The 25,622-nt window shown below is 70.5% G+C and carries 20 protein-coding genes; 6 read left to right on the plus strand and 14 right to left on the minus strand.

The window, feature by feature from the left end:
• The 3 genes from O6P37_RS06615 to hemW all read right to left on the minus strand — a co-directional run bounded on the left by O6P37_RS06615 (position 1) and on the right by hemW (position 7,698).
• Positions 1 to 5,175, minus strand: a complete 5,175-nt coding sequence (locus O6P37_RS06615) for a type I polyketide synthase (protein WP_269893314.1) — start codon at positions 5,173 to 5,175, stop codon at positions 1 to 3.
• 252 nt (positions 5,176 to 5,427) lie between these two features.
• On the minus strand, positions 5,428 to 6,447 hold the full coding sequence (locus O6P37_RS06620; protein WP_269893315.1) for an NADP-dependent oxidoreductase: 1,020 nt from the start codon (positions 6,445 to 6,447) through the stop codon (positions 5,428 to 5,430).
• Positions 6,448 to 6,522: 75 nt separating this feature from the next.
• Positions 6,523 to 7,698, minus strand: coding sequence for a radical SAM family heme chaperone HemW (gene hemW, locus O6P37_RS06625; protein ID WP_269893316.1), 1,176 nt, complete (start codon positions 7,696 to 7,698; stop codon positions 6,523 to 6,525).
• A gap of 305 nt (positions 7,699 to 8,003) precedes the next feature.
• Here hemW and O6P37_RS06630 point away from each other — a divergent pair, with 305 nt between their 5' ends.
• The 3 genes from O6P37_RS06630 to O6P37_RS06640 are packed head-to-tail and all read left to right on the plus strand — an operon-like array spanning position 8,004 to position 11,153.
• Positions 8,004 to 9,689, plus strand: coding sequence for a nitrite/sulfite reductase (locus O6P37_RS06630; protein WP_269893317.1), 1,686 nt, complete (start codon positions 8,004 to 8,006; stop codon positions 9,687 to 9,689).
• A 28-nt stretch (positions 9,690 to 9,717) separates the two neighbouring features.
• Positions 9,718 to 10,425 carry a phosphoadenylyl-sulfate reductase gene (locus O6P37_RS06635; protein WP_269893318.1) on the plus strand — a complete coding sequence of 236 codons (708 nt, stop codon included), beginning with the start codon at positions 9,718 to 9,720 and terminating at the stop codon, positions 10,423 to 10,425.
• The gene (locus O6P37_RS06640; RefSeq protein ID WP_269893319.1) at positions 10,404 to 11,153 is read left to right on the plus strand and encodes a sirohydrochlorin chelatase; all 750 of its coding nucleotides are present in this window, start codon (positions 10,404 to 10,406) and stop codon (positions 11,151 to 11,153) included. Before O6P37_RS06635 ends, O6P37_RS06640 begins: the two co-directional genes overlap by 22 nt.
• Positions 11,154 to 11,172: 19 nt before the next feature.
• Here the strand turns inward: O6P37_RS06640 and O6P37_RS06645 are convergent, their stop codons facing one another.
• The 5 genes from O6P37_RS06645 to O6P37_RS06665 form a co-directional block, all read right to left on the minus strand.
• On the minus strand, positions 11,173 to 12,225 hold the full coding sequence (locus O6P37_RS06645; protein ID WP_269893320.1) for a sulfate/molybdate ABC transporter ATP-binding protein: 1,053 nt from the start codon (positions 12,223 to 12,225) through the stop codon (positions 11,173 to 11,175).
• A 20-nt stretch (positions 12,226 to 12,245) separates the two neighbouring features.
• Positions 12,246 to 13,058 carry a sulfate ABC transporter permease subunit CysW gene (gene cysW, locus O6P37_RS06650; RefSeq protein ID WP_269893321.1) on the minus strand — a complete coding sequence of 271 codons (813 nt, stop codon included), beginning with the start codon at positions 13,056 to 13,058 and terminating at the stop codon, positions 12,246 to 12,248.
• A complete protein-coding gene (gene cysT, locus O6P37_RS06655; RefSeq protein ID WP_269893322.1) occupies positions 13,055 to 13,939 on the minus strand; it encodes a sulfate ABC transporter permease subunit CysT in 885 nt (294 codons plus the stop codon). Before cysT ends, cysW begins: the two co-directional genes overlap by 4 nt.
• Positions 13,936 to 14,952: a sulfate ABC transporter substrate-binding protein gene (locus O6P37_RS06660; protein WP_269893323.1), complete on the minus strand. Its 1,017-nt coding sequence runs from the start codon at positions 14,950 to 14,952 to the stop codon at positions 13,936 to 13,938. The genes cysT and O6P37_RS06660 overlap by 4 nt, the downstream gene beginning before the upstream one ends.
• A gap of 346 nt (positions 14,953 to 15,298) precedes the next feature.
• Positions 15,299 to 15,493 carry a hypothetical protein gene (locus tag O6P37_RS06665; RefSeq protein WP_264014431.1) on the minus strand — a complete coding sequence of 65 codons (195 nt, stop codon included), beginning with the start codon at positions 15,491 to 15,493 and terminating at the stop codon, positions 15,299 to 15,301.
• Between the two features lie 60 nt (positions 15,494 to 15,553).
• Between O6P37_RS06665 and O6P37_RS06670 the strand changes: the two genes are divergently transcribed.
• Together O6P37_RS06670 and O6P37_RS06675 are read left to right on the plus strand one after the other, a co-directional pair.
• The gene (locus tag O6P37_RS06670) at positions 15,554 to 16,783 is read left to right on the plus strand and encodes an FAD-dependent oxidoreductase (protein WP_269893324.1); all 1,230 of its coding nucleotides are present in this window, start codon (positions 15,554 to 15,556) and stop codon (positions 16,781 to 16,783) included.
• Between the two features lie 65 nt (positions 16,784 to 16,848).
• Positions 16,849 to 18,867, plus strand: a complete 2,019-nt coding sequence (locus tag O6P37_RS06675) for a glycoside hydrolase family 15 protein (protein WP_269893325.1) — start codon at positions 16,849 to 16,851, stop codon at positions 18,865 to 18,867.
• A gap of 20 nt (positions 18,868 to 18,887) precedes the next feature.
• On the opposite strand, the gene O6P37_RS06680 is transcribed toward O6P37_RS06675, so the two are convergent.
• The 3 genes from O6P37_RS06680 to O6P37_RS06690 form a co-directional block, all read right to left on the minus strand.
• Positions 18,888 to 20,084 carry an MFS transporter gene (locus O6P37_RS06680; RefSeq protein WP_269893326.1) on the minus strand — a complete coding sequence of 399 codons (1,197 nt, stop codon included), beginning with the start codon at positions 20,082 to 20,084 and terminating at the stop codon, positions 18,888 to 18,890.
• A gap of 93 nt (positions 20,085 to 20,177) precedes the next feature.
• Positions 20,178 to 21,440 carry an RNA polymerase sigma factor gene (locus tag O6P37_RS06685; protein ID WP_408633122.1) on the minus strand — a complete coding sequence of 421 codons (1,263 nt, stop codon included), beginning with the start codon at positions 21,438 to 21,440 and terminating at the stop codon, positions 20,178 to 20,180.
• Positions 21,404 to 21,745, minus strand: coding sequence for a YciI family protein (locus tag O6P37_RS06690; protein ID WP_269893328.1), 342 nt, complete (start codon positions 21,743 to 21,745; stop codon positions 21,404 to 21,406). Before O6P37_RS06690 ends, O6P37_RS06685 begins: the two co-directional genes overlap by 37 nt.
• Positions 21,746 to 21,967: 222 nt before the next feature.
• Between O6P37_RS06690 and O6P37_RS06695 the strand changes: the two genes are divergently transcribed.
• Positions 21,968 to 22,240 (plus strand): ANTAR domain-containing protein, encoded by a 273-nt coding sequence (locus O6P37_RS06695; protein WP_269893329.1) that lies wholly within the window; start codon positions 21,968 to 21,970, stop codon positions 22,238 to 22,240.
• Between the two features lie 2 nt (positions 22,241 to 22,242).
• Here O6P37_RS06695 and O6P37_RS06700 read toward each other — a convergent pair whose 3' ends face one another.
• Genes O6P37_RS06700 through lepA form a run of 3 tightly spaced genes read right to left on the minus strand, consistent with a single transcriptional unit; the run spans position 22,243 to position 25,569 of the window.
• Positions 22,243 to 22,935 carry a sensor domain-containing protein gene (locus O6P37_RS06700; RefSeq protein WP_332909781.1) on the minus strand — a complete coding sequence of 231 codons (693 nt, stop codon included), beginning with the start codon at positions 22,933 to 22,935 and terminating at the stop codon, positions 22,243 to 22,245.
• Positions 22,936 to 22,983: 48 nt separating this feature from the next.
• A complete protein-coding gene (locus O6P37_RS06705; RefSeq protein WP_269893330.1) occupies positions 22,984 to 23,703 on the minus strand; it encodes a sensor domain-containing protein in 720 nt (239 codons plus the stop codon).
• 3 nt (positions 23,704 to 23,706) lie between these two features.
• Positions 23,707 to 25,569, minus strand: coding sequence for a translation elongation factor 4 (gene lepA, locus O6P37_RS06710; RefSeq protein ID WP_408633128.1), 1,863 nt, complete (start codon positions 25,567 to 25,569; stop codon positions 23,707 to 23,709).
• Positions 25,570 to 25,622 lie beyond the last annotated feature (53 nt).

Genomic DNA, 25,622 nt, shown 5'->3' on the forward strand with positions numbered 1-25,622 from the left:
CTAGACGTCGACCTTCTCGCCGGGAGTGAGCATCTCGACGAGCCTGGCCGTGACGGCCGCGGCCGTCGGGTGCTCCCACAACAGCGTCGGCGGCAGCACCAGCCCGGTCTGCTTCTCCAGCTGGCGCCGCAGCCGCACGGTCATGATCGAATCGACGCCGAGCTCGACCAGCGGCAGGTCTGGGTTCACGTCGGCCTCGGTGAGGCCAAGCTGCGCGGCGACCGCGGCCAGCACCCGTTGCCCCAACACCGCGGGATCCGTCTCGCCCGAGGTCATCTCCTCCGCTGGAGGACCGTCGTCGACCGCGTCGTCCGACGGCGCCACGTCGGCCAGCATCGGCACCGCGGAGGCACTCGGGAGCAGCGGCAGCACAACGACGTTCGGATCGTCGTCACGCATCGCCAGATCGAGCGCCCGCATCGCATCGTCGGCGCCGACGGTGCCCATGCCCAGCGCGTCGAGCTGCGCCGCGACGAACTCCGACGACGAGCCCATGCCGAGGCCGCGCCATGCCGTCCACGCCACGCTCGTGGTGCGGTCGCCCAGACCGCGGCGATGCCGCGCCATCACGTCGAGGAACGAGTTCGCGCACGCATACGCGCCCTGCCCCGGGAAGCCGGCCAGGTAGCCGCACGACGAGAACAGCACCATCCAGTCCAGCGTTCCGGGCGGGAACAACTCGTGCAGGGCGAGGGTGCCGTGCACCTTCGGGTGCATGGCCGCCGCGAAGTCCTCGGCGGTGGTGTTGGCCAGCAGCGCACCGGCTTCCACGCCGGCCGCATGAACCACCCCGCGCACCGGGGGCAGGTCGCACAGCACGGCGCGCAGATCGTCGGCCGCACCGGGTGCGCCGATGTCGAGCGCGGCGACGGTGACCGCGAGACCCCGGTCCTCCAGCGCCCGCACCCCGCGCACCGCCTCCGAATCGGCGTGCTCGCCCCATGCCGACCGCTCGGGCAGTCCCGACCGGGAGAGCAGCACCAACCGCCGGGCGCCCAGGTCGGCCAACCGCTGCGCCATCCGCAACCCCAGCGCGCCGGTTCCGCCGGTGATCAGGTAGCTGCCCGCCGGTGAACACTCCATCGGCGCAGCCATTCTCGCGCCTGCCGGCGCCAGCCGGGCGGCCAGGGCGGCGCCGTCGCGCACCACCACCACACCGTGCCCGGGCAGCGAGAGCGCGCCGAGCGGCAGCGGGCCGTCCACGACGTCGAGCACGCCGCCCCACAGCTGCGGGTGTTCGGCCGCGGCCACCCGGGTCAGCCCCCACAGCGGTGCGTGGGCGAGGTCACCGCCCTCGTGCACTCCGGTGGTCAGCACCCACAGCCGCGCCGTCGCACCGGTGTGCAGCAGGGTGGTCAGCGTCCGGGTCACCAGGTCGATCGACGCCTCGGGCGCATCGTCGGACCGCGGCAGCACCAGCACCACCGCGGTGCGGCCCAGATCCCGCCACAGTTCCGGCATCTCGGCGCTCGCCGACAGCGCGGCGAGCTCCGCCGGATCCTCGAAGGCGCGGTAGGCCACGCCTGCGGCGGTGAGGTCACGCACCGCGGCGTCCAGGCCGTCGACGTCTCCCCCGACGAGAACCACGCCGCTGGGTAGATCGTCGTCGTGCCAGGCGATCTCGTGCCATGCCACTCGGTGCAGCATCCGGCCTGCGTCGTCGCCAGACCAGCCGCGCGCGGAGGTCTCGAGTTCCTCGAATCCCATCCCGGTGATCGACAGCAACACCGCCCCCGAGGGATCGGCGATCGAGACGTCGGTGACGGTGGTGCCGGGCCGCCGCCGCACCAGCATCGCGGCGACCGGCGGCGGGTCGCCGTACACCCGCACCCCTTCGATGCGGGCGGGCATCCGCAGGCGCGGCAGCCCGTCGAAGATCGTCGAGGCGGCCGAGGTCGCGGCGTCCAGGAGCGACGCCCATGACGCGGGCGCCGAACCGTCGGCCTCGGCGGCCACCACCGCCACCAGCTCGCCGTCGCCACGACGCAGGTCCTCGACGTCCCAGCCGAAGCCCATCGCGGCGACGCCCAGCGTCGCGAGGGTGTCGATGACATGGCGCGGCGGCAGGAGCTCCGCGCAGCGGTTCCGGGCGGCGTCCAGGTCCAGTTCCGTTTGCGGAGAACGCATCTCGTCCGCGGCCAGCACCGCGCTGGTGTGGGTGAGCCAGCCGCCGTCCCGCGTGTCGTCGCGACCCCCGTCGCCGTCCACCAGCCTGGTGGACAGGGTCAGCGCCCGGTCCTGCAGCACCACCTGCAGATCGCGGGCCCGCCCCGGCGCGACGGGGGTGCGCAACCGCACGTCGGCCACGCCCGCACCGGCGCGCCCGCCGTTGCTCGCCGCCGCCAGGAACGTGTTGAGCAGCACTGCGGCCGGGACGATCTCGGTGCCCTGCACCGGATGGTCTCCGGGGTAGGGCCGGCTGTCGACGTCGAGCCGGGTCTGCCACATCGTCGTCGCGACGGCGCCGGCGACGTCGGTCCGGCCGCCAAGCAGGGTGTGGGTCGCGGGGTCGTGGACGCCGTGCCCGCCGGGCGGCGGGGTGGGCACCCGCCAGAAGTGCCGGTGCCGCCACTGCGTGCCGGGCAGGTCGCCCGCCCAGGGGGTGTCGGCGCCGATGCCGTGCGACACCCGCGCGCCGTGGCAGTGCAGGGCGGCCACCGCGGTGGCGACGGCGCGCACCTCGGCGGTCTGCCTGCGCAGTACCGGGACGACGGCGTGCTCGTCGATGCCGAGGTGCAGCAGCGTCTCGACGATCGAGTGCGCCACCACCGGGTGGGCGGACACCTCGAGGAACAGCCGGTGCCCGTCCTGCGCCGCGACCGTAACGGCCTCGGCGAACCGGACCCGTCCGCGCAGATTGGCCACCCAGTAGTCCGGGTCGCGCGGGGCCGTCGACCGGGGGTCGGCGAGCGCCGTGGTGTACAGCGGCACCGTCGCGTGCCGTGCGGGCGGCAGGGTCGCCACGAGCCGGGCGAGCTCCCCGGTCAGCCCGTCCATCGCCGGACTGTGGAACGCCACATCGGTGTTCACGCGGCGCACGACGACACCGTCGTCGTCCCACGCCCGGCTCACGGCGTCCACCGCGTCGGCGACACCGGAGATGACCGTGGACTCCGCGGAGGCGCTGATGGCGGCCACCACGTCGGTGCGCCCGGCGAGCCGCCGCGCGGCGTCGTCGAACGGCAGCCGGACCAGGGCCATCGCGCCCTGTCCCATCACCGATCGGAAGCCCCGGGCGCGGTAGCACGCGACGGCGGCACCCTGCCGAAGGTCGAACACGCCGGCCACGACGCACGCGGCGACCTCACCGACCGAGTGGCCGATCACCGCCGCCGGCGTGACTCCGCGCTCACGCAGCACCGCGGCGAGGCCGACCTGTATGGCGAACGTCAGCGCCTGGACGCGGTCGGTGCCGCCGAGTTCGCCGGTGCTGAGCGCCTCGCGTGCCGAGAAGGCCAGCTCGGCGCCGAACACCTCGTCGACCTCGTCGATGACGCGGGCGAACACCGGCTCGGCCGCGATCAGCTCGCGGCCCATGCCCGCCCAGTGCGACCCGTGACCGGAGAACACCCACACCGCGTCCCTTGGCTCGCCGGCCGGGACGACGCCGGTGACGAGGTTCGGGCTGACGTCGTCGCGGGCCAGCGCATCGAGTCCGGCGACCAGTTCGTGGTGCTGCTCGGCGATCACGGCGGCCCTGACCGGTTCGTGGGCCCGGCGGGCCCACAGCGTGGCGGCCACCTCGGGCAGCGGTCGGTCGACACTTCTGAGGTGGTCTGCCAGCGCCTCGGCCTGGCGCTCCAGCCGGACACCGGAGCGGGCCGACAGCGGGACGACGACCGGTCCGGCGTGGGCGCGGCCGCGGTCCGCCCGCGTCGCCACCGGCGACTCCTCGAGCAGGATGTGGGCGATGGTGCCGCCGTAGCCGTAGCTGCATACCGCGGCCCGGCGCGGCGTCTCGCCGCGCGGCCACGGCTCGGTCTCGGTGGGCACCCGCAGCCCGCTGGTTGCCCAGTCCACCGCCGGGGTGAGCCGGCGCAACCCGGCGGTCGGCGGGATCGCCTCGTGATGCAGCGCGAGCACCGTCTTGATCAGCCCGAGCACGCCCGCGCCGCCCTCGAGGTGGCCGATGTTGGGTTTGACCGACCCGATGCGGCAGGGGTCGTCGGCGGGACGGCCGGCGCCGTACACCGCGGCCAGTGCCCCGACCTCGGTGGGATCGCCTGTCGGCGTTCCTGTTCCGTGTGCCTCGACGTAGCCGACGCTGGACGGCGCGATGCCCGACGTCCGGCAGGCGCGGGCGAACATGTCGGCCTGCGCCTCGCCGTTGGGCGACATGATGCCGACCGTGCGGCCGTCCTGGGCGACCGCACCGCCGCGGATCACCGCCAGCACGCGGTCACCGTCGCGTTGGGCGTCGGCGAGGCGTTTGAGCACCACCACGCCGGCGCCCTCACCGCGGCCGTAGCCGTCGGCAGCGGCGTCGAAGGTCTTGCAGCGCCCGTCGGGTGCGGTGGCGCCGGCCTCGTCGAGCACCCGGGTGAGGCCAGGGCCGATCAGGGCGCTGACGCCGCCGGCGAGGGCGAGCGAGGTCTCGCCCGCACGCACCATCTGGCACGCCTGGTGCACCGCGACCAGCGAGGCCGCACACGCCGCGTCCAGTGCGACGCTGGGTCCGCGCAGGTCGAGCAGGTGCGACACCCGGTTGGCGATCCCGCACAGCGACGTGCCGATGCCGGTCCACGCCTCGATGCCCGGCAGGTCCTCCATGAGCAGCTTGCCGTAGTCGTCGGAGTTGACGCCCATCAGGACGGCGGTGTCGCCGCCGGCGAGTGACCGCGGCGACACCCCGGCGTGCTCCAGCGCCTCCCAGCTGACCTCGAGGGCGAGGCGCTGCTGGGGGTCCATCAACTCGGCCTCCCGCGGCGAGACGCCGAAGAAGTCGGCGTCGAATCCGGCGAGGTCGTCGAGGAACGTGCCCCAGCGGGTGGTCTCGCGCAGCACCGCGGCGTTGCGCGGATCCCGCCGCAGGTACGGCTCCCAGCGCTGCTCGGGCACCTCGCGCACGTCGCTGCGGCCTTCGAGCAGGAAGTTCCAGAAGTCGGCGGGCGTGCCGACGTCGCCAGCCACGCGGCAGCCCAGACCGATGACGGCGACCGGTTCGTCAGTCGACACGTCAGTACCGGCCCGACTCAGCACTCGACACGGACGAGGTCTGCTTAGCCTTGCCTAAGTGCTCGACTGACATGCGCACAATATTGGCACACGAAAATTTCCGGCAGTCACCTACCTGAGGGCCGGCGGAACGCCTCCCATCCGCCGTTGACCAGCCCCTCCGGCGTTTCGGCGCCGCACCGGGCGGCAGGTGTTGCGCACATCACGTCGCCGCCCCGGCGCGGCGCCGGATGCCGCGCGCGCAACGTCAGGTCACGGCGCCGCCGGCTCACTGACCTTCACCAGCGTCTTGCCGATGTTGGCGCCGGTGAAGAGGCCGTTGAGCGCGTCGACGCACGACTCGACGCCGTCGAAGATCGTCTGCCGGTGCACCAGCAGCCCGTCGCGCTCCCACTGCCGCAGTGCGGCGAAGGCCTCGTCGAAGCGGCCCCACTGGTCGAGCGCGTTGAACCCCTGCATCAGCGCGGTCTTCGACAGCAGGCTGACGTAGTTCGCCGGGCCGGGGTGTTCGCCACTGAGGTAACTGGAGATGACCCCGCACAGCACGACGCGCGCCCTGGACGCCAGCCGGCCGAGCACGGCGTCCAGGATCGGCCCGCCGACGTTGTCGAAGTACACGTCGACGCCGCGGGGGCAGTGCTCCTTGAGTGCGGCGGGTAGGTTGCCGTTCTTGTAGTCGATGCAGGCGTCGAAGCCGAACTCCTCGACCACCGCCCGGCACTTGTGCGGCCCGCCGGCGATGCCGACCACGCGGGCGCCCGCGATCTTGGCGATCTGTCCGGCGACCGAGCCGGTGGCGCCCGCCGCCGCCGACACCACCACCGTCTCGCCGGGTTGCGGGCGGCCGATGTCGGTCATGCCGAAATACGCCGTCGCTCCCGTCGGGCCGTAGATCGACATGATCGCCAACTGGTCGTTCTCTCCGGGCATCGGCGTGCTGAAGAGGTCGTCGCGGATGATGACGTACTCCTGGAACCCCGACAGCGTGGTGACCACGTCGCCGACCGCGTACGCCGGGCACCGCGACGCCACCACCTCGCCGATCCCGGCCGCACGGATCACCTCGCCGATGCCGACCGGCGGCAGGTAGCCAGGCTGGTCGTTGAGCCACGTCCTGGCGGCGGCGTCGATGCCGATGTAGGTGTTGCGCAGCAGGGCCTCACCGTCGGCCGGTTCGGGCGCGGGTGTACTGACCAGTTCGGTGTCGGCAGGCCCGATCAGGCCGGTGGGACGGCGGCGCAGCAGGATCTGGCGGTTCGTCAGGTCGGACACCGGGCCGAAAGTACCGCAGCGACAACCTTCTTCGGGACGGTTCTGGCGCATCGCCGATGCCGTCAGTTCGCGCTCTCAGTCGAGCAGCTGGCGCACCACCGCGTCGGCCAGCAGCCTGCCGCGGTCGGTCAACACCACCCGGTCGGCCGCGCGCACGACGAGGCCGTCGGCCTCCGCGCCGCCCAGCCGCTCCCGTTCGACCACGCTGAGAACGGCCAGCGGCAGGCCGGTGCGCAGCCGCAGCCGCAGCATCACGTCCTCGACGTGCCGGTCGACGTCGTCGAGCAGTTCGAAGTCCGCGACCGGCAGGGTGCGCTCGGCGAGCGTGGAGGCATAGGCGTTCGGATGCTTGACATTCCACCATCGGGTGGCGCCAAGGTAGCCGTGCGCGCCGGGTCCGGCGCCCCACCACTCACCGCCGTTCCAGTAGCCGAGGTTGTGCCTGCACTCGGCGCCCGGCCTGCTCCAGTTCGACACCTCGTACCAGGTGAGTCCCGACGCCGACAGCCTCGCGTCCAGCAGCGTGTAGCGGTCGGCCAGCACGTCGTCGTCGGGCGCGGCGACCTCGCCGCGCCGCACCCGCCGGGCCAGGGCGGTGCCGTCCTCAACCACCAGCGCGTAGGCCGACAGGTGGTCGATGCCCGCCTCCAGTGCGGTGTCTACCGACCGGCGCAGATCGTCGTCGCGCTCCCCCGGCGTGCCGTAGATGAGGTCGATGCTGACGTGCTCGAAGCCCGCCGCGCGCGCCTCGGCCGCCGCGGCGGGCGCCCGGCCGGCCGAATGCACCCGGTCCAGCACCGCGAGCACGTGCCCGGCCGCGGACTGCATGCCCAGCGACACCCGGGTGAAGCCGGCGGCGCGCAGCCGGTCGAAGAAGCGCGGCGAGGTCGACTCCGGGTTGGCCTCGGTGGTGACTTCGGCCCCGGGCGCGAGCTCGAACCGGTCGCGCACCGCGTCGAGCACCGCCGCAAGGCCGTCGCCGCCCAGCAGCGAGGGCGTGCCGCCGCCGACGAACACGGTCTGCACCGCGGGCGGCGCACCCAGCTGCGCGGCCGCCAGGTCGAGCTCGACGCGCAGCGCCGCCAACCAGCCGTCCGGGTTGGCGCCGCCCAGCTCGGACGGTGTGTAGGTGTTGAAGTCGCAGTACCCGCAGCGGGTCGCGCAGAACGGCACATGGATGTAGATGCCGAAGGGGCGGCCCGGTGTCGCGGCCAGCACCGGCCGGCCTGCCGGCGCGCCGTTGACGGTCATGGTGCCATTTTCCCTGATCCCGCCAGTGCACCCTTTCGCTCACCGTGAGCGCAAATCTGGCCCGGTTAGGGAGGTCGGCGCAATTCGTGGCACAATCAGGTGCGTGACTGCCGCCCAGTTCCCCCGCGTCTCGCTGGTGGTGCGTCGGCATGTCGATTTCAAGCGCGTATGTACCTCGTGTTGTCTGCCCTAGTGCCGTAGACCTGCCCACCTGAACTTCCAGCTGGCCCCGGATCTGCGCCGCCGGACAGCCACCGGTGAACAGCGCGTTCCGTACGCCGGCTCCTCCGAAGGAGCCACACCCCGTGACCGAAACCCCCACCCCGCCCAAGGCCCGGGCCCCCAAGCGTCCGCGCGGCGAGGGCCAGTGGAAGCTGGGCTACCGCGAACCGCTCAACGCCAACGAGCAGGCCAAGAAGGACGACAACCCGCTCAACGTGCGGGCGCGGATCGAGAACATCTACGCCCAGGGCGGCTTCGACAGCATCGACAAGGGTGACCTGCGCGGCCGCTTCCGCTGGTGGGGCCTCTACACCCAGCGCAAGCCCGGCTACGACGGCACCTGGACCGGTGACGAGAACACCGACATGCTCGAAGACGAGTACTTCATGCTGCGGGTCCGCAGCGACGGCGGCGCGCTGAGCGCCGCGGCACTGCGCACCCTCGGGACGATCTCGACGGAATTCGCCCGCGACACCGCCGACATCTCCGACCGGCAGAACATCCAGTACCACTGGATCGACGTCAAGAACATGCCGGAGATCTGGCAGCGACTCGACGCAGTCGGCCTGCAGACCACCGAGGCGTGCGGCGACTGCCCCCGCGTCGTGCTGGGCTCCCCGCTGGCCGGTGAGTCCCTCGACGAGGTGATCGACGGCACGCCTGCGGTCAACGAGATCGTCAAGCGCTACATCGGCAAGCCGGAGTACTCGAATCTGCCGCGCAAGTTCAAGACCGCGATCTCCGGCCTCCAGGACGTGGTGCACGAGGTCAACGACGTCGCGTTCATCGGCGTGAACCACCCCGAGCACGGTCCCGGATTCGACCTCTGGGTGGGCGGCGGCCTCTCGACCAACCCGATGCTGGGCCAGCGGGTCGGCGCGTGGGTGCCGCTCGACGAGGTGCCCGACGTGTGGGAGGGAGTGGTCAGCGTCTTCCGCGACTACGGCTACCGCCGGCTGCGGGCGAAGGCGCGGCTCAAGTTCCTGATCAAGGACTGGGGCGTCGAGAAATTCCGCCAGGTGCTCGAGGACGAGTACCTCGGCCGCAAGCTGATCGACGGCCCGGCGCCGGACCCGGTGACCCGCCCCATCGACCACGTCGGCGTGCAGAAACTCAAGAACGGGCTGAACGCCGTCGGCGTCGCCCCGATCGCCGGTCGCGTGTCCGGCACCATCCTGACCAAAGTCGCCGACCTGGCCGAGGCCGTCGGCAGCGACCGGATCCGCTTCACGCCCTACCAGAAGCTGATCGTGCTCGACGTGCCCGACGACAAGCTCGACGAGCTGCGCGCCGGCCTCGACGCGCTCGGTCTGCCGTCCACACCGTCGCACTGGCGGCGCAACCTGATGGCCTGCACCGGCATCGAGTACTGCAAGCTGAGCTTCGCCGAGACCCGCAGCCGCTCCCAGGTGCTGGTGCCCGAACTGGAGAAGCGGCTGGAGGACATCAACGCCCAGCTCGACGTGCCGGTGACGATCAACCTGAACGGCTGCCCGAATTCGTGTGCCCGCATCCAGGTCGCCGACATCGGGTTCAAGGGCCAGATGATCGACGACGGCAACGGACCCGAGGAGGGATTCCAGGTGCATCTCGGCGGAAGCCTCGGCCTGGACAGCGGCTTCGGCCGCAAGTTGCGTCAGCACAAGGTGCTCGCGACCGAACTCGGCGACTACATCGAGCGGGTTGTGCGCAATTTCGTGAAACAACGCGAGGACGGCGAGCGTTTCGCTACGTGGGCGTTGCGGGCCGACGACGCAGATCTGCGGTGAGCGCCCGCGTGACGAGCGGAGGAAATCGATGAGCGATCTCATGACGGAGACCGACCTGCAGGCGCTGGCCGAACGCGGGGCGGCCGAACTCGGACCCGATGCGGGGGCCGGCGACCTGCTGCGCTGGACCGACGAGAACTTCGGCGGCAACTACATCGTCGCGTCGAACATGCAGGACGCGGTGCTGGTGGATCTGGCCGCCAAGGTGCGCCCCGGCGTCGACGTGCTGTTCCTCGACACCGGCTACCACTTCGTCGAGACGATCGGGACACGCGACGCGGTCGAGGCGGTCTACGACATCAACGTCGTCAACGTCACGCCCGAGAACTCGGTGGCCAGGCAGGACGAGCTGTTCGGCAGGAACCTGTTCGAGCGGGAGGCCAACGAGTGCTGCCGGATGCGCAAGGTCGAACCACTGAGCAAGGCGCTGCGCGGCTACTCGGCGTGGGTGACCGGCATCCGCCGGGTGGAGGCCCCGACCCGCGCCAACGCCCCGCTGATCAGCTGGGACAAGGCCTTCGGACTGGTCAAGATCAACCCGCTGGCCGCCTGGAGCGACGACGACATGCAGGCGTACATCGACACCAACGGTGTGCTGGTCAACCCGCTGGTCTACGAGGGCTACCCGTCGATCGGATGCGCGCCGTGCACGGCCAAACCGATCGAGGGCGCCGACCCGCGCAGCGGCCGCTGGCAGGGCCTGGCCAAGACGGAATGCGGGCTGCACGCGTCGTGACGCGGCCCAAGCCCCCACGGCCCGAGCCGACCCTCATCCTGACCGCCCACGGCTCCGCCGACCCGCGGTCGGCGGAGGTCACCCACGCCGTGGCGGGCCGGATCCGGCGCCTGCGGCCGTGGCTGGACGTGCGCGCGGCGTTCCTCGACCACACCGGTCCGCGGCTGGGCGAGGTGCTGCGGCAGACACCGGACGGCGTCGTCGTGCCGTTCCTGCTCGCCGACGCGTTCCACGCTAGGACCGACATCCCGGCGCTGATCGCCGAGTCCGGTTGCCGGGCCGGGCAGGCTGCCGTCCTCGGCGAGGATCCCGCGCTGCTGGCCGTGGCACGACAACGCCTGTCGGAGGCCGGCGTGTCACCCGACGATGAACGGCTCGGGGTGATGGTGGCCGCGGTGGGATCGTCGAGTGCCGCGGCCAATGCCCGCACGGCCACCGTGGCGCACGCCTTGTCGATCGGAACCCGTTGGGCGGGAGCCGATGTGGCGTTCGCCACCGTGCCGCACAACACGCCGGCGCAGGCCGCCGCGGCGCTGCGTCACCGCGGAGCCGACCACGTGGTGATCGTGCCGTGGTTCCTGGCTCCCGGCAGGATCACCGATCGGGTGGCCGGTTTCGCCGCGCGCGAATCGATGGCGATGGCCGAGCCGCTGGGCTCGCACAACCTGGTGGCGGCCACGGTGCTGGACCGCTTCGACGAGGTGACCTCGTCGGCGGTGGCCGCCTAGCCGGACCGACCTGCGACTCCTAGGCGCTCGTCGTCGCGCCGAGCTCCGCCTCTTCGGTCTGGGGTAGTTCCGCGCCGCCCGGGATCTCCGGCACGCGGGTCGCGCGGACGTACACCGTGTCCCCCTCGCGCAGGCCGAGTGCCTCGGCGTCGCCGCGGGTGATCTGCGCGGTGAACGGGGCCTTGGTGGCGGCGTTGGTCAGCTCGAGGCGGACCTCGAAGCCGAGGACGACGACGCGGTCGATGATGGCCTTCACCACCCCGGTCGACTTCACCGTCTCGCTCTCGGCGATCGGCAACTCGGGGTTGCGCCCCACCCGGATGTCGTGTGGCCGCACCAGGGTGCCGTTGAGCGAGGAGACCGCCCCCAGGAACGACATCACGAACGCGTTGGCCGGGGTGTCGTAGACCTCGGTCGGCGACCCGACCTGCTCGATGCGGCCCTTGTTGAGCACCGCGATGCGGTCGGCGACGTCGAGCGCCTCGGCCTGGTCGTGCGTCACGAGCACCGTGGTGACGTGCACCTCGTCGTGCAGCCGGCGCAGCCACGCCCGCAGGTCTTCGCGGACCTTGGCGTCCAGGGCGCCGAACGGTTCGTCGAGCAACAGCACCTCGGGGTCGACGGCCAGCGCGCGGGCCAGGGCCATGCGCTGGCGCTGGCCGCCGGAGAGCTGACTCGGGTAGCGGGTCTGGAAGCCCGCGAGCCCGACGACCTCGAGCAGGTTGTCGACCTTGTCCTTGATCTCGGCCTTCGGGCGCTTGCGGATGCGAAGGCCGAACGCCACGTTGTCCCGCACCGTGAGGTGCTTGAACGCCGCGTAGTGCTGGAACACGAAGCCGATTCCGCGCCGCTGCGGCGGCACGTTGGTCACGTCGCGGCCCTTGATGGTGATGGTCCCGGTGTCTGGCTGGTCCAGGCCCGCGATCGCGCGCAGTAGGGTCGACTTTCCCGAACCCGACGGCCCGAGCAGCGCGGTCAGGGATCCCTCGGGCACCACGAAGTCGACGTTGTCCAGGGCGGCGAAATCTCCGTAGTGCTTGTTCGCACCGCTGATGGTGATCGCATCGGTCATGTGTCTGCTCTCCTTGGAACCTATTTTGCGGCCCGCGCGCGCCGGGCGTCGAGGATCACCTGGGCGACGAGCACCAGCACCGCCACGCCCATCAACAGGGTCGAGATGGCGTAGGCGCCGTACTCGTTGTTTCGGAAGTACCGGTCGGACACGAGCAGGGTCATGGTCTGCGACTGCCCGGGCAGGTTGGACGACACCATGATCACCGCGCCGTATTCGCCGAGTGTCCTCGCGATGGTCAGCACGATGCCGTAGGTGAGCCCCCACCGGATCGACGGCAGCGTGATCCGCCAGAACGTCTGCCACCACTGGGCGCCGAGGGTGGCCGACGCCTCCTCCTGGTCGGTGCCGATCTCGTGCAGTACCGGTTCCACCTCACGGATCACGAACGGCACGGTGACGAAGATGCTCGCCAGCACGATGCCGGGGAAGCTGAAGATGATCTTCAGGCCGAAGTCGTTCTCCACGAATCCGAACAGCCCGGACGATCCCCACAGCAGGATCAGCGCCACGCCGACGACGACCGGCGACACGGCGAACGGCAGGTCGATGATCGCCTGCAGAATGCTCTTGCCGCGGAACCTGTTGCGTGCCAGCACCAGTGCCGTGGGCACGCCGAACAGCACGTTGAGCGGCACCACGATGGCCACCACCAGCAGCGACAGCTGCAGCGCCGAGATCGCGGCGGGTGTGCTGATCGAGCTGAAGAACTCGCCGATGCCCGGTTCGAGTGTGCGCCAGAGGATCAGCCCGACCGGAACGACGACGAGCACCGCGAGGTAGCCCAGCGCGACGAAGCGCAGCAGGCGGGTCACGAACGGGGACAGGGTCATCGTGCGAGCGCCTCCCGCTTGGCCGCGCGCGACCCGATCGCCCGCAGGACGAACAGCACCACGAACGAGATGGCGAGCAACACGATCGAGATGGCCGCCGCACCGACGCGGTCGTCGTTCTCGATCAGCGTCCGGATCCACTGCGACGACACTTCCGTCTCACCCGGAACCGCCCCGCCGATCAGCACCACCGACCCGAACTCCCCGATGGCGCGGGAGAACGCCAGCCCGGCACCCGAGAGCAGCGACGGCAGCAGCGCGGGCAGGATGATCTTGGTCAGGATCGTGTAGTTGTTGGCGCCCAGCGACGCCGCCGCCTCCTCGACCTCGCGGTCGAGTTCGAGGAGCACCGGCTGAACGGAGCGGACCACGAATGGCAGCGTGACGAACAGCAGCGCGATGCCGACGCCCCACTTGGTGTGCTGCAACTGCAGGTCCACCGGGCTGGCCGGGCCGTAGAGCGCCAGCATCACCAGACTCGCGACGATGGTCGGCAGCGCGAACGGCAGGTCGATCAGCGCATCGACCAACCGCTTGCCGGGGAACTGGTCACGGGTGAGCACCCAGGCCACCAGGAGCCCGAACACCGCGTTGACCACGGTGACGCCGATCGAGATCGTCAGCGTCACCCGGAAGGACGCGATGGCGGCGGGCGAGGTGACCGCCGACCAGAACGCCTCCCAGCCGCCGCCCACCGACTGCCACAGGATCGCGCCGAGCGGCAGCAGCACGATCAGGGACAACCACAGCGTCGCGGCGCCCACCCGCAGGCCGGTGCTGCCGTAGCCGCCGATCAGGGGGCGACGGCGAGGGCCCGGGTCCCCGTCGCCGGAGAGTTCGGGCCGGATCGCCTCAGGGTTGCGATCGAGCCCGGTGGTCATCCAGTGGCCTTCTGGTAGATCTTCGTGATGGTGCCGTTGTCCTTGTTGAACAGTTCGGCGTCGACCTTCTTCCAGCCGCCGAGGTTGTCGATCGTCCACAGCTTCGCCGGGGCGGGGTACTTGTCGGTGAACTCGGCCAGCACCTTCGGATCGGCGGGCCGGAAGCCGGCTTCGGCCCAGATCTTCTGCGCCTCGGGGGTGAACTGGAAGTTCACGAAGTCCCGTGCCTTGTCGAGGTGCTGGCTGGTGTTCACCACGGCGACCGGGTTCTCGATCTTGAACGTCTGGGACGGGTTGACGTACTCGAGGCCGAAGTTGATCGCCTCGTTCTCGTAGGCCAGCAGGACGTCACCGCTGCCCTGCTTGAACACGTCGGTGGCCTCGCGACCGGACGCCGGGCGCAGCTTGACGTGCTCGGTGACCAGTTTGTCGACGAAGTCGATGCCTGCCTGCGGGTTCTGCCCGCCGTTGCTGGCGAACGCATACGGCGCCAACAGGTTCCACTTCGCCGAACCGGAGCTCAACGGGCTGGGCGTGATCACCTCGACGCCCGGCTTGAGCAGGTCGTTCCAGTCGCGGATGTTCTTCGGGTTGCCCTCGCGAACGGCGAGGCTCACCACGGAGCCGAACGGAATCCCCTTCAGCGCATTGCTGTTCCAGTCCTCGGCCACCTTGCCGGCCTTGACCAGGCGGGTGATGTCCGGCTCGACGGAGAAGTTCACCACGTCGGCGGGCTTGCCGGACTCGACGCCGCGGGACTGGTCACCCGACGCGCCGTAGGAACCGGTGACCGCGACGCCCTTGCCCTGTTCGGTCGCGGCGAAGGCGGGCGCCACCTTCGACCAGCCCGGCTCCGGCACGGCGAAGGCGACCAGGGTGAGCGTCGTGTCGGCGTCACTGCCACCCTCGCCGGCGACGTCGCTGGAGCCGCCACCGCAGGCCGCCAGCAGCGTCGCGGCGGCGCCGATGACGGCCGCTTGCCGCCAGCGTCTGACGAGGGAGCCTGTGTTCACGATGAATGGCCTTTCGCAGGTGGGATACGGGATGTACCCGCCACAGCGGAAAGGCGTTGTCTTGTCACCAGACGGCGTCAGCCGACTACCGACACCAGACCGCAGGACGGAATGAAGTCAGCGACAACAACAGAAAACATCTGCAACAGCGCAACCCACGGCAATGAGGGCCACGATGTGACCCTCGGTGGTGCCGGACACTGCTTGCATGGCGCGAAGAATAACAGAGTGGGGCGCACCCGCCACTCGGGGAGTGCGCCCGGTCAGCGGGTCAACAACCAGGTGACGACGACCAGCAGCACCAGGACCACCAGCACCAACGTCACCCGCGACCGCGGCAATCCGCTCACATGTGGTCCGTTTCGTCGTGCCGGATCCGGCGAAGCAGCCGGGTGCCGTGGTTCAGGCCGCCGTCGAGCACCACGGCGGCGCCGTAGGCCAGCACCAGCACCACTGGCATCACCACCACCGTCTGGAACACGAACCCCAGACCGGAAAGCCACAGCTCGACGCCGTCCCACCAGCTCAGGAATGCGCCCACGGACACAACACTAGGCGACGGACGCTAGGCGGCCGGCCGTCGGTGACGGACAATGTGGCGATGTCCGGCCCGGTCGAGTCCACCACGTGCGTCGTCGCCGGTGGCGGACCCGCAGGCATGATGCTGGGCCTGCTGCTGGCCCGCGGCGGCGTCGCGGTGACCGTGCTGGAGAAGCACGCCGACTTCCTGCGCGACTTCCGCGGCGACACGGTGCACGCCAGCACGCTGCGGTTGCTCGACGAGCTCGGTCTGTCCGGCGAGTTCGCCCGCGTGCCGCACCGCCTGATCGACGAGGTCAACGTCACCATCCAGGACACGGCGCTGAAGGTCGGCCTCGACCGCCTGCCAGGGGCGCACCAGCACATCGCGCTCGTCCCGCAGTGGGACTTCCTCGAGCTGCTGGCCCGGGCGGCGGACGCCGAACCGACGTTCCGGCTGTTGCGCCGCAGCGAGGTGCTGGGACCGCTGCGGGACGGCAGCGGCCGGGTCACCGGAGTGCGTTATCGCGGTGCTGACGGCGAGGTGCGCGAGCTGCGGGCCGAGCTCACCGTCGCCTGCGACGGCCGCGGGTCGACGCTGCGCGACGCGTCGGGACTGCCAAGGCGCAGCTTCGGCGCACCCATGGACGTGTGGTGGTTCCGGCTGCCGCGCCACGACTCCGACCCGCATGGCCTGACCGGGATCTTCCGGTCCGGCCACGGCTGCGCGCTGATCGACCGCGGCGACTACTTCCAGATCGCCTATCTCATCCCCAAGGGCGCCGATCAGCCGATGCGCGCCGAGGGCATCGAGGCGTTCCGTCGCGAGGTGACCGGCCTGCTGCCCTGGCTCGGCGACCGGCTCACCTCGGTGGAGTCCTTCGATGACGTGAAACTGCTTGACGTACAACTGAACCGGTTGCGGCGCTGGTACACCGACGGGCTGCTGATGATCGGCGACGCGGCGCACGCGATGTCGCCGATCGGTGGGGTCGGCATCAACCTGGCGGTCGCCGACGCGGTGGCCGCAGCCCGCATCCTGGCCGGCCCGCTCCGCGACGGCACCGTGCGCCGCCGCCACCTGGCCGCCGTCCAGGCCCGCCGCTGGCTGCCCGCCGCGCTGATCCAGCGGGTGCAGCGGCTGGTGCAGGACCGTGCCATCGCGGCGGCGTTCACCGCGGGAGCCGCGACCCGCCCCGCACCGCGGGCGGTCAAGGTGGCCAACCGACTTCCGGCGCTGCGCCGGGCCGTCGCCTACGGGGTGGCGATCGGCCCGCTGCCCGAACACGCACCGACCTGGGCACGCCGGTGACAGCAAATCCGGCGAACAATCGGCACGAGTAGACGGGGGGCACCCCGGCGGTCGATGATGTCCGAATGGTTCTGCAGCACACCCCGCCGGCTGACGACGCGCCCCCGGCGCCGCCGCGAAACGACACCCAGTCGCCGCTGACGGTGACGGCGCCGGTGCCGTATGCGGGTGGCGGATCGCTGCGGAACCCGTTCCCGCCGATCGCCGACTACGCGTTCCTGTCGGACTGCGAGAACACCTGCCTGATCTCCTCGGCGGGCTCGGTGGAGTGGCTCTGCGTCCCCCGTCCCGACTCCCCCAGTGTCTTCGGTTCGATCCTGGACCGCGGCGCCGGCCACTTCCGGCTCGGCCCCTACGGCGTCTCGGTGCCCGCCGCGCGCCGCTACCTGCCGGGCAGCCTGATCCTGGAGACCACCTGGCAGACGCACACCGGCTGGGTCATCGTGCGCGACACGCTGGTGATGGGCCCGTGGCATGACATCGATGCGCGGTCACGCACCCACCGCCGCACGCCGATGGACTGGGACGCCGAGCACATCCTGCTCCGCACCGTGAAGTGCGTCAGCGGCACCGTCGAGTTGGTGATGAACTGCGAGCCGTCGTTCGACTACCACCGCAACAACGCCAGCTGGGAGTACTCGGCGCAGGCCTACGGCGAGGCGATCGCCCGCGCCACCAAGAACCCCGACTCGCACCCGACGCTGCGGCTGACCACCAATCTGCGCATCGGCCTCGAGGGCCGCGAGGCCCGCGCACGGACGCGACTGAAGGAGGGCGACAACGTCTTCGTGGCGCTGAGCTGGTCGAAGCATCCCTCGCCGCAGACCTACGAGGAAGCCGCCGACAAGATGTGGCAGACCAGTGAGGCCTGGCGGCAGTGGATCAACATCGGTGACTTCCCCGACCATCCGTGGCGGGCCTACCTGCAGCGCAGCGCGCTGACCCTGAAGGGGCTGACGTATTCGCCGACCGGCGCACTGCTGGCGGCCAGCACCACGTCGCTGCCGGAAACGCCTCAGGGCGAACGCAATTGGGATTACCGCTACGCCTGGGTGCGCGACTCGACGTTCGCCCTGTGGGGGCTCTACACGCTGGGGCTGGACCGCGAGGCCGACGACTTCTTCGCGTTCATCGCCGACGTGTCGGGGGCCAACAACGGTGAGCGCCATCCGCTGCAGGTGATGTACGCCGTCGGCGGCGAGCGCAGCCTCGTCGAGGAGGAGCTCAACCACCTCTCGGGCTATGACAACGCGCGGCCGGTGCGCATCGGCAACGGCGCGTACAACCAGATGCAGCACGACATCTGGGGCACGATGCTCGATTCGGTGTACCTGCACGCCAAGTCGCGCGAGCAGATCCCGCCGACGTTGTGGCCGGTGCTGAAGAATCAGGTCGAGGAGGCCATCAAGCACTGGCGCGAACCCGACCGCGGCATCTGGGAGGTGCGCGGCGAGCCGCAGCACTTCACCTCCAGCAAGATCATGTGCTGGGTGGCGCTCGACCGCGGGTCGAAACTCGCCGAACTGCAGGGCGAGAAGAGCTACGCCCAGCAGTGGCGGACGATCGCCGAGGAGATCAAGGCCGACATCCTCAAGCACGGCGTCGACGACCGTGGCGTGCTCACCCAGCGCTACGGCGACAACGCGCTGGACGCGTCGCTTTTGCTGGCGCCGCTGGTGCGGTTCCTTCCGCCGGACGATCCGCGGGTGCGTGCGACGGTGCTCGCCATCGCCGACGAGCTGACCGAGGAGGGCCTGGTGCTGCGGTACCGGGTGGAGGAGACCGACGACGGCCTCACCGGCGAGGAGGGCACCTTCACCATCTGCTCGTTCTGGCTGGTGTCCGCGCTGGTCGAGATCGGCGAGGTGAGCCGGGCCAAGCACCTGTGCGAGCGGCTGCTGTCCTTCGCCAGTCCGCTGCATCTGTACGCCGAGGAGATCGAGCCGCGGACCGGCCGCCACCTGGGCAACTTCCCGCAGGCGTTCACCCACCTGGCGCTGATCAACGCGGTGGTGCACGTCATCCGCGCCGAGGAGGAGGCGGACAGCTCCGGGGTGTTCGTGCCGGCCAACGCCCCGATGTAGTCGCACCTCCCCCGCCGCCGTCACCCGTGGTCGGCGCACACCTTCTCGCTGTGCGACGTCGCCGGCGGGGGCTGCAGACGGCTGGTGGCCCAGGCGACCGGTACGGCGATGACGGCGATCGCCAGTCCGGTGAGGATCGCCGCGGAGCCGCCGAACATGCCGAGCGCGACGCCACCGGCGAAGGAGCCGAACGCGATGCCGAGGTTGATCGCCGAGGCGGGCAGCGACTGCGCCAGTTCGCCGCCGGGACCGGCCAGCGTGACGACGCGGTACTGCAGCGACGGGCCCATGCCCATCGCGCAGGCGCCGAGTGCCAGCAGCAGGACGCCGACCAGGTACGGGTTCGTGCCGAAGAGGTGCAGCCCGGCCAGTGCCGCCGCGGCGACCGCGGCGCCCACGATCAGCGTGCCCGCGGCGTTGCGGTCGGCGAACCGCCCGCCGCCGAACGAGCCCAGCGCGGCGGCCACGCCGTAGGCCAGCAGGAACACGCCGACCAGCGCTTCCGGCACCCCGGTGACGTCCTGCAGGAACGGCACGATGTAGGTCAGTGCGGCGAACGTCGACCCGAACACCAGGGCGCACAGGACGAGCACGGCCAGCACCCGCGGGGCGAAGGCGTACCTGGCCTGGCCGCCCACCCCGGCGCCGGTGCTCGGCACCGAAGGGATCATCGCCACCGTGGCGATGAGTGTGAGCACGATGAGCGCGACGATCGCGAGGTAGGACCCGCGCCAGCCGAGCGCCTGACCGCCGACGGTGCCCAGCGGCACGCCGACCGCGGCGGACACCGCCACACCGGAGATGACGACGGCGAGCGCCCGGCCTGCCCGGTGCGGCGGAACCACCGCGATGCCCACCGCGAAGGCTGTGGCGTCGAACAGTCCCGCGAACGCGCCGGTGAGGGTTCGCGCCACGAGGGTGAGGTCGTAGCTCGTGCTCAGTGCCACGACGAGGTTGCAGGCGACGGCCAGCAGAAGCGTCCCGCACATGACCGTGCGCCTGTCGAGTTTGATCGTCAACGCGGTCAAGATCGGACCACCGAGCGCCAGGCCCAGCGCGTAGCCGGTCACCAACGTGCCGGCCGCGGAGACGGAGATGCTGAGGTCTCCTGCGACGAGGTTGAGCACTCCCACGATGAGCAGTTCGGAACTGCCCATGACGAATGCGCCGAGAAAGAGCAGGGCCAGGACGCGGTTGGCCTGTCGAGAGGTGTTCACGGGATCTTCCCTTCTGTTCGGTGCTTTACCTCACCGACGAAGGGAGCCGCCCGGGATGGACACCGGCCGGGCGGAAGTTTCGACGAGCTGCCGTCAGAGGCCGCGGAGGCGCTCGGCCAGGTACCGGCGTTCGGCGTCCGACGGCGCGAGACCGACGGAATCCTCGTAGGCCGCCCGCGCCTCGGCGGTACGGCCGGCCCGGCGGAGCAGGTCGGCCCGGGTGGCGTGCAGGAGGTGGTAGCCGTCGAGCAGCCCGGATGCCGCGAGCTCGTCGACGAGGGCCAGACCTGCGGGAATCCCGTCGGCCATCGCGACCGCGACGGCCCGGTTCAGGTCGACGACCGGTGAGGGCGCCAGCCGGGCGAGCTCGGAGTACAGCGCGGCGATCTGCGGCCAGTCCGTGCTCGCCGCGTCGGCCGCGGTCGCGTGGCAGGCGGCGATCGCGGCCTGCACCTGATACGGCCCGGGCCGCTGCTTCGCCAGTGCCTGATCGAGCGTCGCCACCCCCTCTGAGATCAGCGCCCGGTCCCACCGGGAACGGTCCTGGAATTCCAGCGTGACGAGGACGCCGTCGTCCGTCCGCGTCGCACGCCGGGCCTCGTGCAGCAGCATCAGCGCGAGCAGCCCGACCGGCTCGGGCTCCTGGGGCATCAGCCGGACCAGGACGCGGGTCAACCGGATGGCCTCGGCCGTCAGCGTCCGGCGGTCTCGGTCGTCGCCCTCGTCGACGGCGCTGTAGCCCTCGTTGAAGATCAGGTACAGCACCGCCAGCACCGCGGCGAGTCGCTGCGGCAGGAGCTCGGCGGGTGGGACCCGGTACGGGATGCCGGCCTCCCTGATCTTGCGCTTCGCACGGACCAGTCGTTTCGCCATGGCCGGCTCGGCGGTCAGGAATGCGCGGGCTATCTCGGCGGTGCTCAGGCCGGCCAACGTACGCAGGGTGAGCGCAACCCGCGCCGGGAACGGCAGTGCCGGATGACAACAGGTGAAGATGAGCCGCAGGCGTTCGTCGGGGATCTCGTCGACCGCCGGCTCGTCCCGCTCCTCGGTCAGTGCGAGGGTGCGGAGCTTGGCGGCGCCTGCCGCGTCCCGGCGCAGTCGATCGATCGCCCGATTACGGGCGGTCGTGGTGAGCCAGGCGCCCGGGCGGTGTGGCACGCCGTCGCGCGGCCACGTCGTCATCGCGGCGGCGAACGCGTCCTGCGCGCAATCCTCCGCCAGGTCCCAGTCGCCGGTGAATCCGATCAGCGTGGCGACCACCTGTCCCCACTCGTCGCGGTAGGCATCGGCTACGGCGGTTCGGATGTGGTCGGGTCCGCTCACTCCCAGACCCAGACCGGGCGGATCTCGACACATCCGCGGCGCGCGTAGGGGTGGCCCGCGGCGATCTCGATCGCCTCGTCGAGATCCGCGCAATCGATGATGGAGATGCCGCCCACGAAGTCCTTGGTCTCGGCGAACGGCCCGTCCGACACCAGCGTTTCGCCGTCGCGGACGCGGACCGTGGTGGCGTCGGCCACCGGCCGCAGCCGCTCGCCAGCGAGCTCTGCGCCGCGTCGCTCGAGGTCCGCTTCCCAGGCTTGGTAGACGGGGTCGGCGGCCAGTTCCTCGTTGGTGGGCGCGTCCGTCTCGTCGTCACAGATGAGGAGCACGTACTTCATGTGGCCGATCTTCCCCGACGGCGACGTGCGACCGGCGCAAGTCGCCGAGTCTGTCAGAACCCCCCACCCGGCACGGTCGAACAGCCGGTGAACGCGGCTGACACGACACGCGCGGCGTGACCGGGTGCAACTGACACCGGATGTTCAGGATCACCGTGTATCCATTGGTTGTCGGCACCGCAACCGCAGGACAGCATGGTGCCCACACACCAGGAGGCGAACATGGGATACGACATCCGCACCGATTCATCGCGACGGGTCATCGACGTCGCGGTCGGCGTCCTGGTCGGGTTGCGAGGCTGCCGGGATCGCGCGGCGTTCGACGAACTGGTGAGCGTGGTGAACCGCACCGGGATCGGCATCGGCAGCATCGCCGGCGCACTGGTCGACCTGTCCGTCGGGGAATCCGGCCAGTCCTCAGCGCATCTCGAGGCGTTCAACGCCTGGGGCCAGCTCGTCGCGAACGCGCGGCTGACGCCGCTGTCGACGGCCTGAGGTCAGCTCTCGACGTTGACGATCAGCGCGGTGGCCACGTCGACGGCCTGATCGGAGATCGTGTACCCGCAGGCCCACGCCTCGACGACGACGTTGCTCACCGCCGAGATCGCATGCTGGCACGACCAGCCGCCGGAGTCCTCCTGACTGGAGGTCTGCGCGAGGATTCCCTGCGCATCGCGGATGTCCTGTAGTTCCCACAGATAGGTGGTGGCGCCGGCGCCGATGGCGATGACGTCTCCTGCGCAGCTGTCCCACATCGACCGCGACTCGTCGACGAAATCCTGTGCCTGCATCTCGCCGGGAAACAGCACGGCGGTCTGCTGCACCCAGTGCTCGTTGTCGTCACCCGGTTCGGCCGCCACCTGGTCGCGCATGGCGGTCCACTCGGAGCCGGCGTAGACGGATTCCTCGGCGGAGAAGATGGCACCGACGCAGTCCGGATCGGACACCTCGTCGCTGTGGTCACCCATCTCCTCGGAGTCGCTGGTGACCTCCATGTCCGTGGCGCCGACCGTCGCGTTGAGGGTGCCTATCGGCAGCAGCACGGCGTCGAGGTCGGCCTCCTCCAGTTCGGCGGCGCCCTCCGGCCGAACGGCCGTGCCGGCGACGGTGGCCTGACACCCGGTGAGGAGCATCACGGCGCCGACGACGGCGACCACAACAACCATCCGCAGCCCACCGGCGTTCGTCACCGACACATTGTGGCCGACCCGACGGCCGCGCGGCGGCTGACGGACCGATCAGCGCGCGATCTTGTCCAACATCAGATCGGCGACGTCGACCGCCCCGTCGGCGCCTGCCGCCTTGGCGTCCTCGAGATCGGTGATCTCCACGTCGACGACGCAGTCCCCCGCGACCCCGAGTGCGCGCTGCAGGGTCAGCGAGTCGGAGTCGCCGGCGTCGTGCAGCACCACCGCGGACACCACGCGGTCCCCGACCGCCACGTCGGTGATCATGCTCTGTTCGCGGGTGCCGCGGTCGGGCTGCTGCAGTAGCAGTGTCTGGCCGTCGCAGTGCCGCCATTTCTGCGCCGAGGCGGCGAAGAACCGCTGTGCCTCGTCGGCCGTGTCGAATTGCACCACACCGAGATACGCCGAAATGGACGGCCCGGCCACGCTTCCGCCGGCCCATGACCGGGTGGCCACCGACCGCACCGGGCTCTCCGCGTAGACCATCTGCTGGAGGCGGTACGTCGGGCTGACGCAGTCGACCGGCGTCGCCTCGGTCCGGTCGACGCCCCGCAACAACGTGTCGGCGCCGCCCTCGACCAGCTGACCCATGAATCCCGCGGGCGGAATGCCCAGTGCCGCAGCCAGTTCGTCCTGGGTGGGCAACAGCGTGCCGAGCGGACGCGCCGCGGTGGGTGGTGGCGGCGCAGCGGATCGGGGCACCGGCGGCTGCGGGGGCGACGCGCAGCCGGCGAGCAGCGTCACCGCCGCCAGCACCGCCGCCGCCCGCATCGGCTACTTCTTCGGCTTGTCGCTGGCCGCGTCGGCGGACAGGGCGGCCACGAAGGCCTCCTGCGGAACTTCGACCCGTCCGATGGTCTTCATCCGCTTCTTGCCCTCCTTCTGCTTCTCCAGCAGCTTGCGCTTGCGGGTGATGTCGCCGCCGTAGCACTTGCTCAGCACGTCCTTGCGGATCGCCCGGATGTTCTCGCGGGCGATGATCCTCGAGCCGATCGCCGCCTGGATCGGCACCTCGAACTGCTGGCGGGGTATCAGTTCCTTGAGCTTGGTGGTCATCTTGTTGCCGTATGCCGGCGCCGAGTCCTTGTGCACGATCGCGCTGAACGCGTCCACCGCCTCACCCTGCAGCAGGATGTCGACCTTCACCAGGTCGGATTCCTGCTCGCCCGCCTCCTCGTAGTCCAGGCTGGCGTAGCCACGGGTGCGCGACTTCAAGGAGTCGAAGAAGTCGAAGATGATCTCCCCCAGCGGCATGGTGTAACGCAGCTCGACACGCTCGGGCGACAGGTAATCCATTCCGCCGAGCTCGCCGCGCCGCGACTGGCACAGCTCCATGATGGTCCCGATGAACTCGCTGGGGGCGATGATCGTCGTTTTCACGACGGGTTCGTAGACAGAGCCGACCTTGCCGTCCGGCCAGTCGGAGGGATTCGTCACCACGAGTTCGGTGCCGTCGTCCTTGACGACGCGGTACACGACGTTGGGCGAGGTGGAGATCAGGTCCAGGTCGAATTCGCGTTCCAGCCGCTCCCGGGTGATCTCCATGTGCAGGAGGCCGAGGAAGCCGCACCGGAAACCGAAGCCCAGCGCCACCGACGTCTCCGGCTCCCACACCAGAGCCGCGTCGTTGAGCTGCAACCGTTCCAGCGCGTCGCGCAGGTTCGGGTAGTCCGAGCCGTCGACCGGGTAGAGCCCCGAGTACACCATCGGCCTGGGTTCGCGGTAGCCGGTGAGCGCGTCGGTGGCGCCGTGGCGCGCGGTGGTCACCGTGTCGCCGACCTTCGACTGGCGGACGTCCTTCACACCGGTGATGAGGTAGCCGACCTCGCCGACCCCGAGGCCCTCGGTGGCCTTCGGCTCCGGCGAGACGATGCCCACCTCGAGCAGCTCGTGGGTGGTGCCGGTGGACATCATCTTGATCTTCTCGCGGGGGTTGAGCTTGCCGTCCACCACGCGCACGTAGGTGACGACGCCGCGGTAGATGTCGTAGACCGAGTCGAAGATCATCGCCCTTGCGGGCGCCTCGGCATCGCCGACCGGCGCCGGGATCAGCCGGACCACCGCGTCGAGCAGTTCGCGGACACCGACGCCGGTCTTGCCCGACACCCGCAGCACGTCCTCGGGTTCGCAGCCGATGATGTGGGCGATCTCCCCGGCATAGCGGTCCGGGTCCGCGGCGGGCAGGTCGATCTTGTTCAGCACGGGGATGATCGTCAGGTCGCGGTCGAGCGCCAGGTACAGGTTCGCCAGGGTCTGCGCCTCGATGCCCTGGGCGGCGTCCACCAGCAGCACCGCGCCCTCGCAGGCCTCCAGCGCCCGGGACACCTCGTAGGTGAAGTCGACGTGGCCCGGGGTGTCGATCAGGTGCAATACGTACTGTTCGTCTGATCCGTCCTCGCTGGTGACCGACCACGGCAGCCGCACGTTCTGCGCCTTGATGGTGATGCCGCGCTCGCGCTCGATGTCCATCCGGTCCAGGTACTGCGCGCGCATGTCCCTGTCGGCGACGACGCCGGTGATCCCGAGCATCCGGTCGGCCAGCGTCGACTTGCCGTGATCGATGTGGGCGATGATGCAGAAGTTCCGAATCTGCGCCGGCGCAGTGAACGTCTTGTCGGCGAAGCTGCTGATGGGAATCTCCTGGTGAGGCTGGGTGGGACGCGCGTGGTGCGCCCCTAAAGGGTATCGAC

The organism is Mycobacterium hippophais, assembly GCF_027529605.1.
GTDB classification, from domain to species: domain Bacteria; phylum Actinomycetota; class Actinomycetes; order Mycobacteriales; family Mycobacteriaceae; genus Mycobacterium; species Mycobacterium arseniciresistens.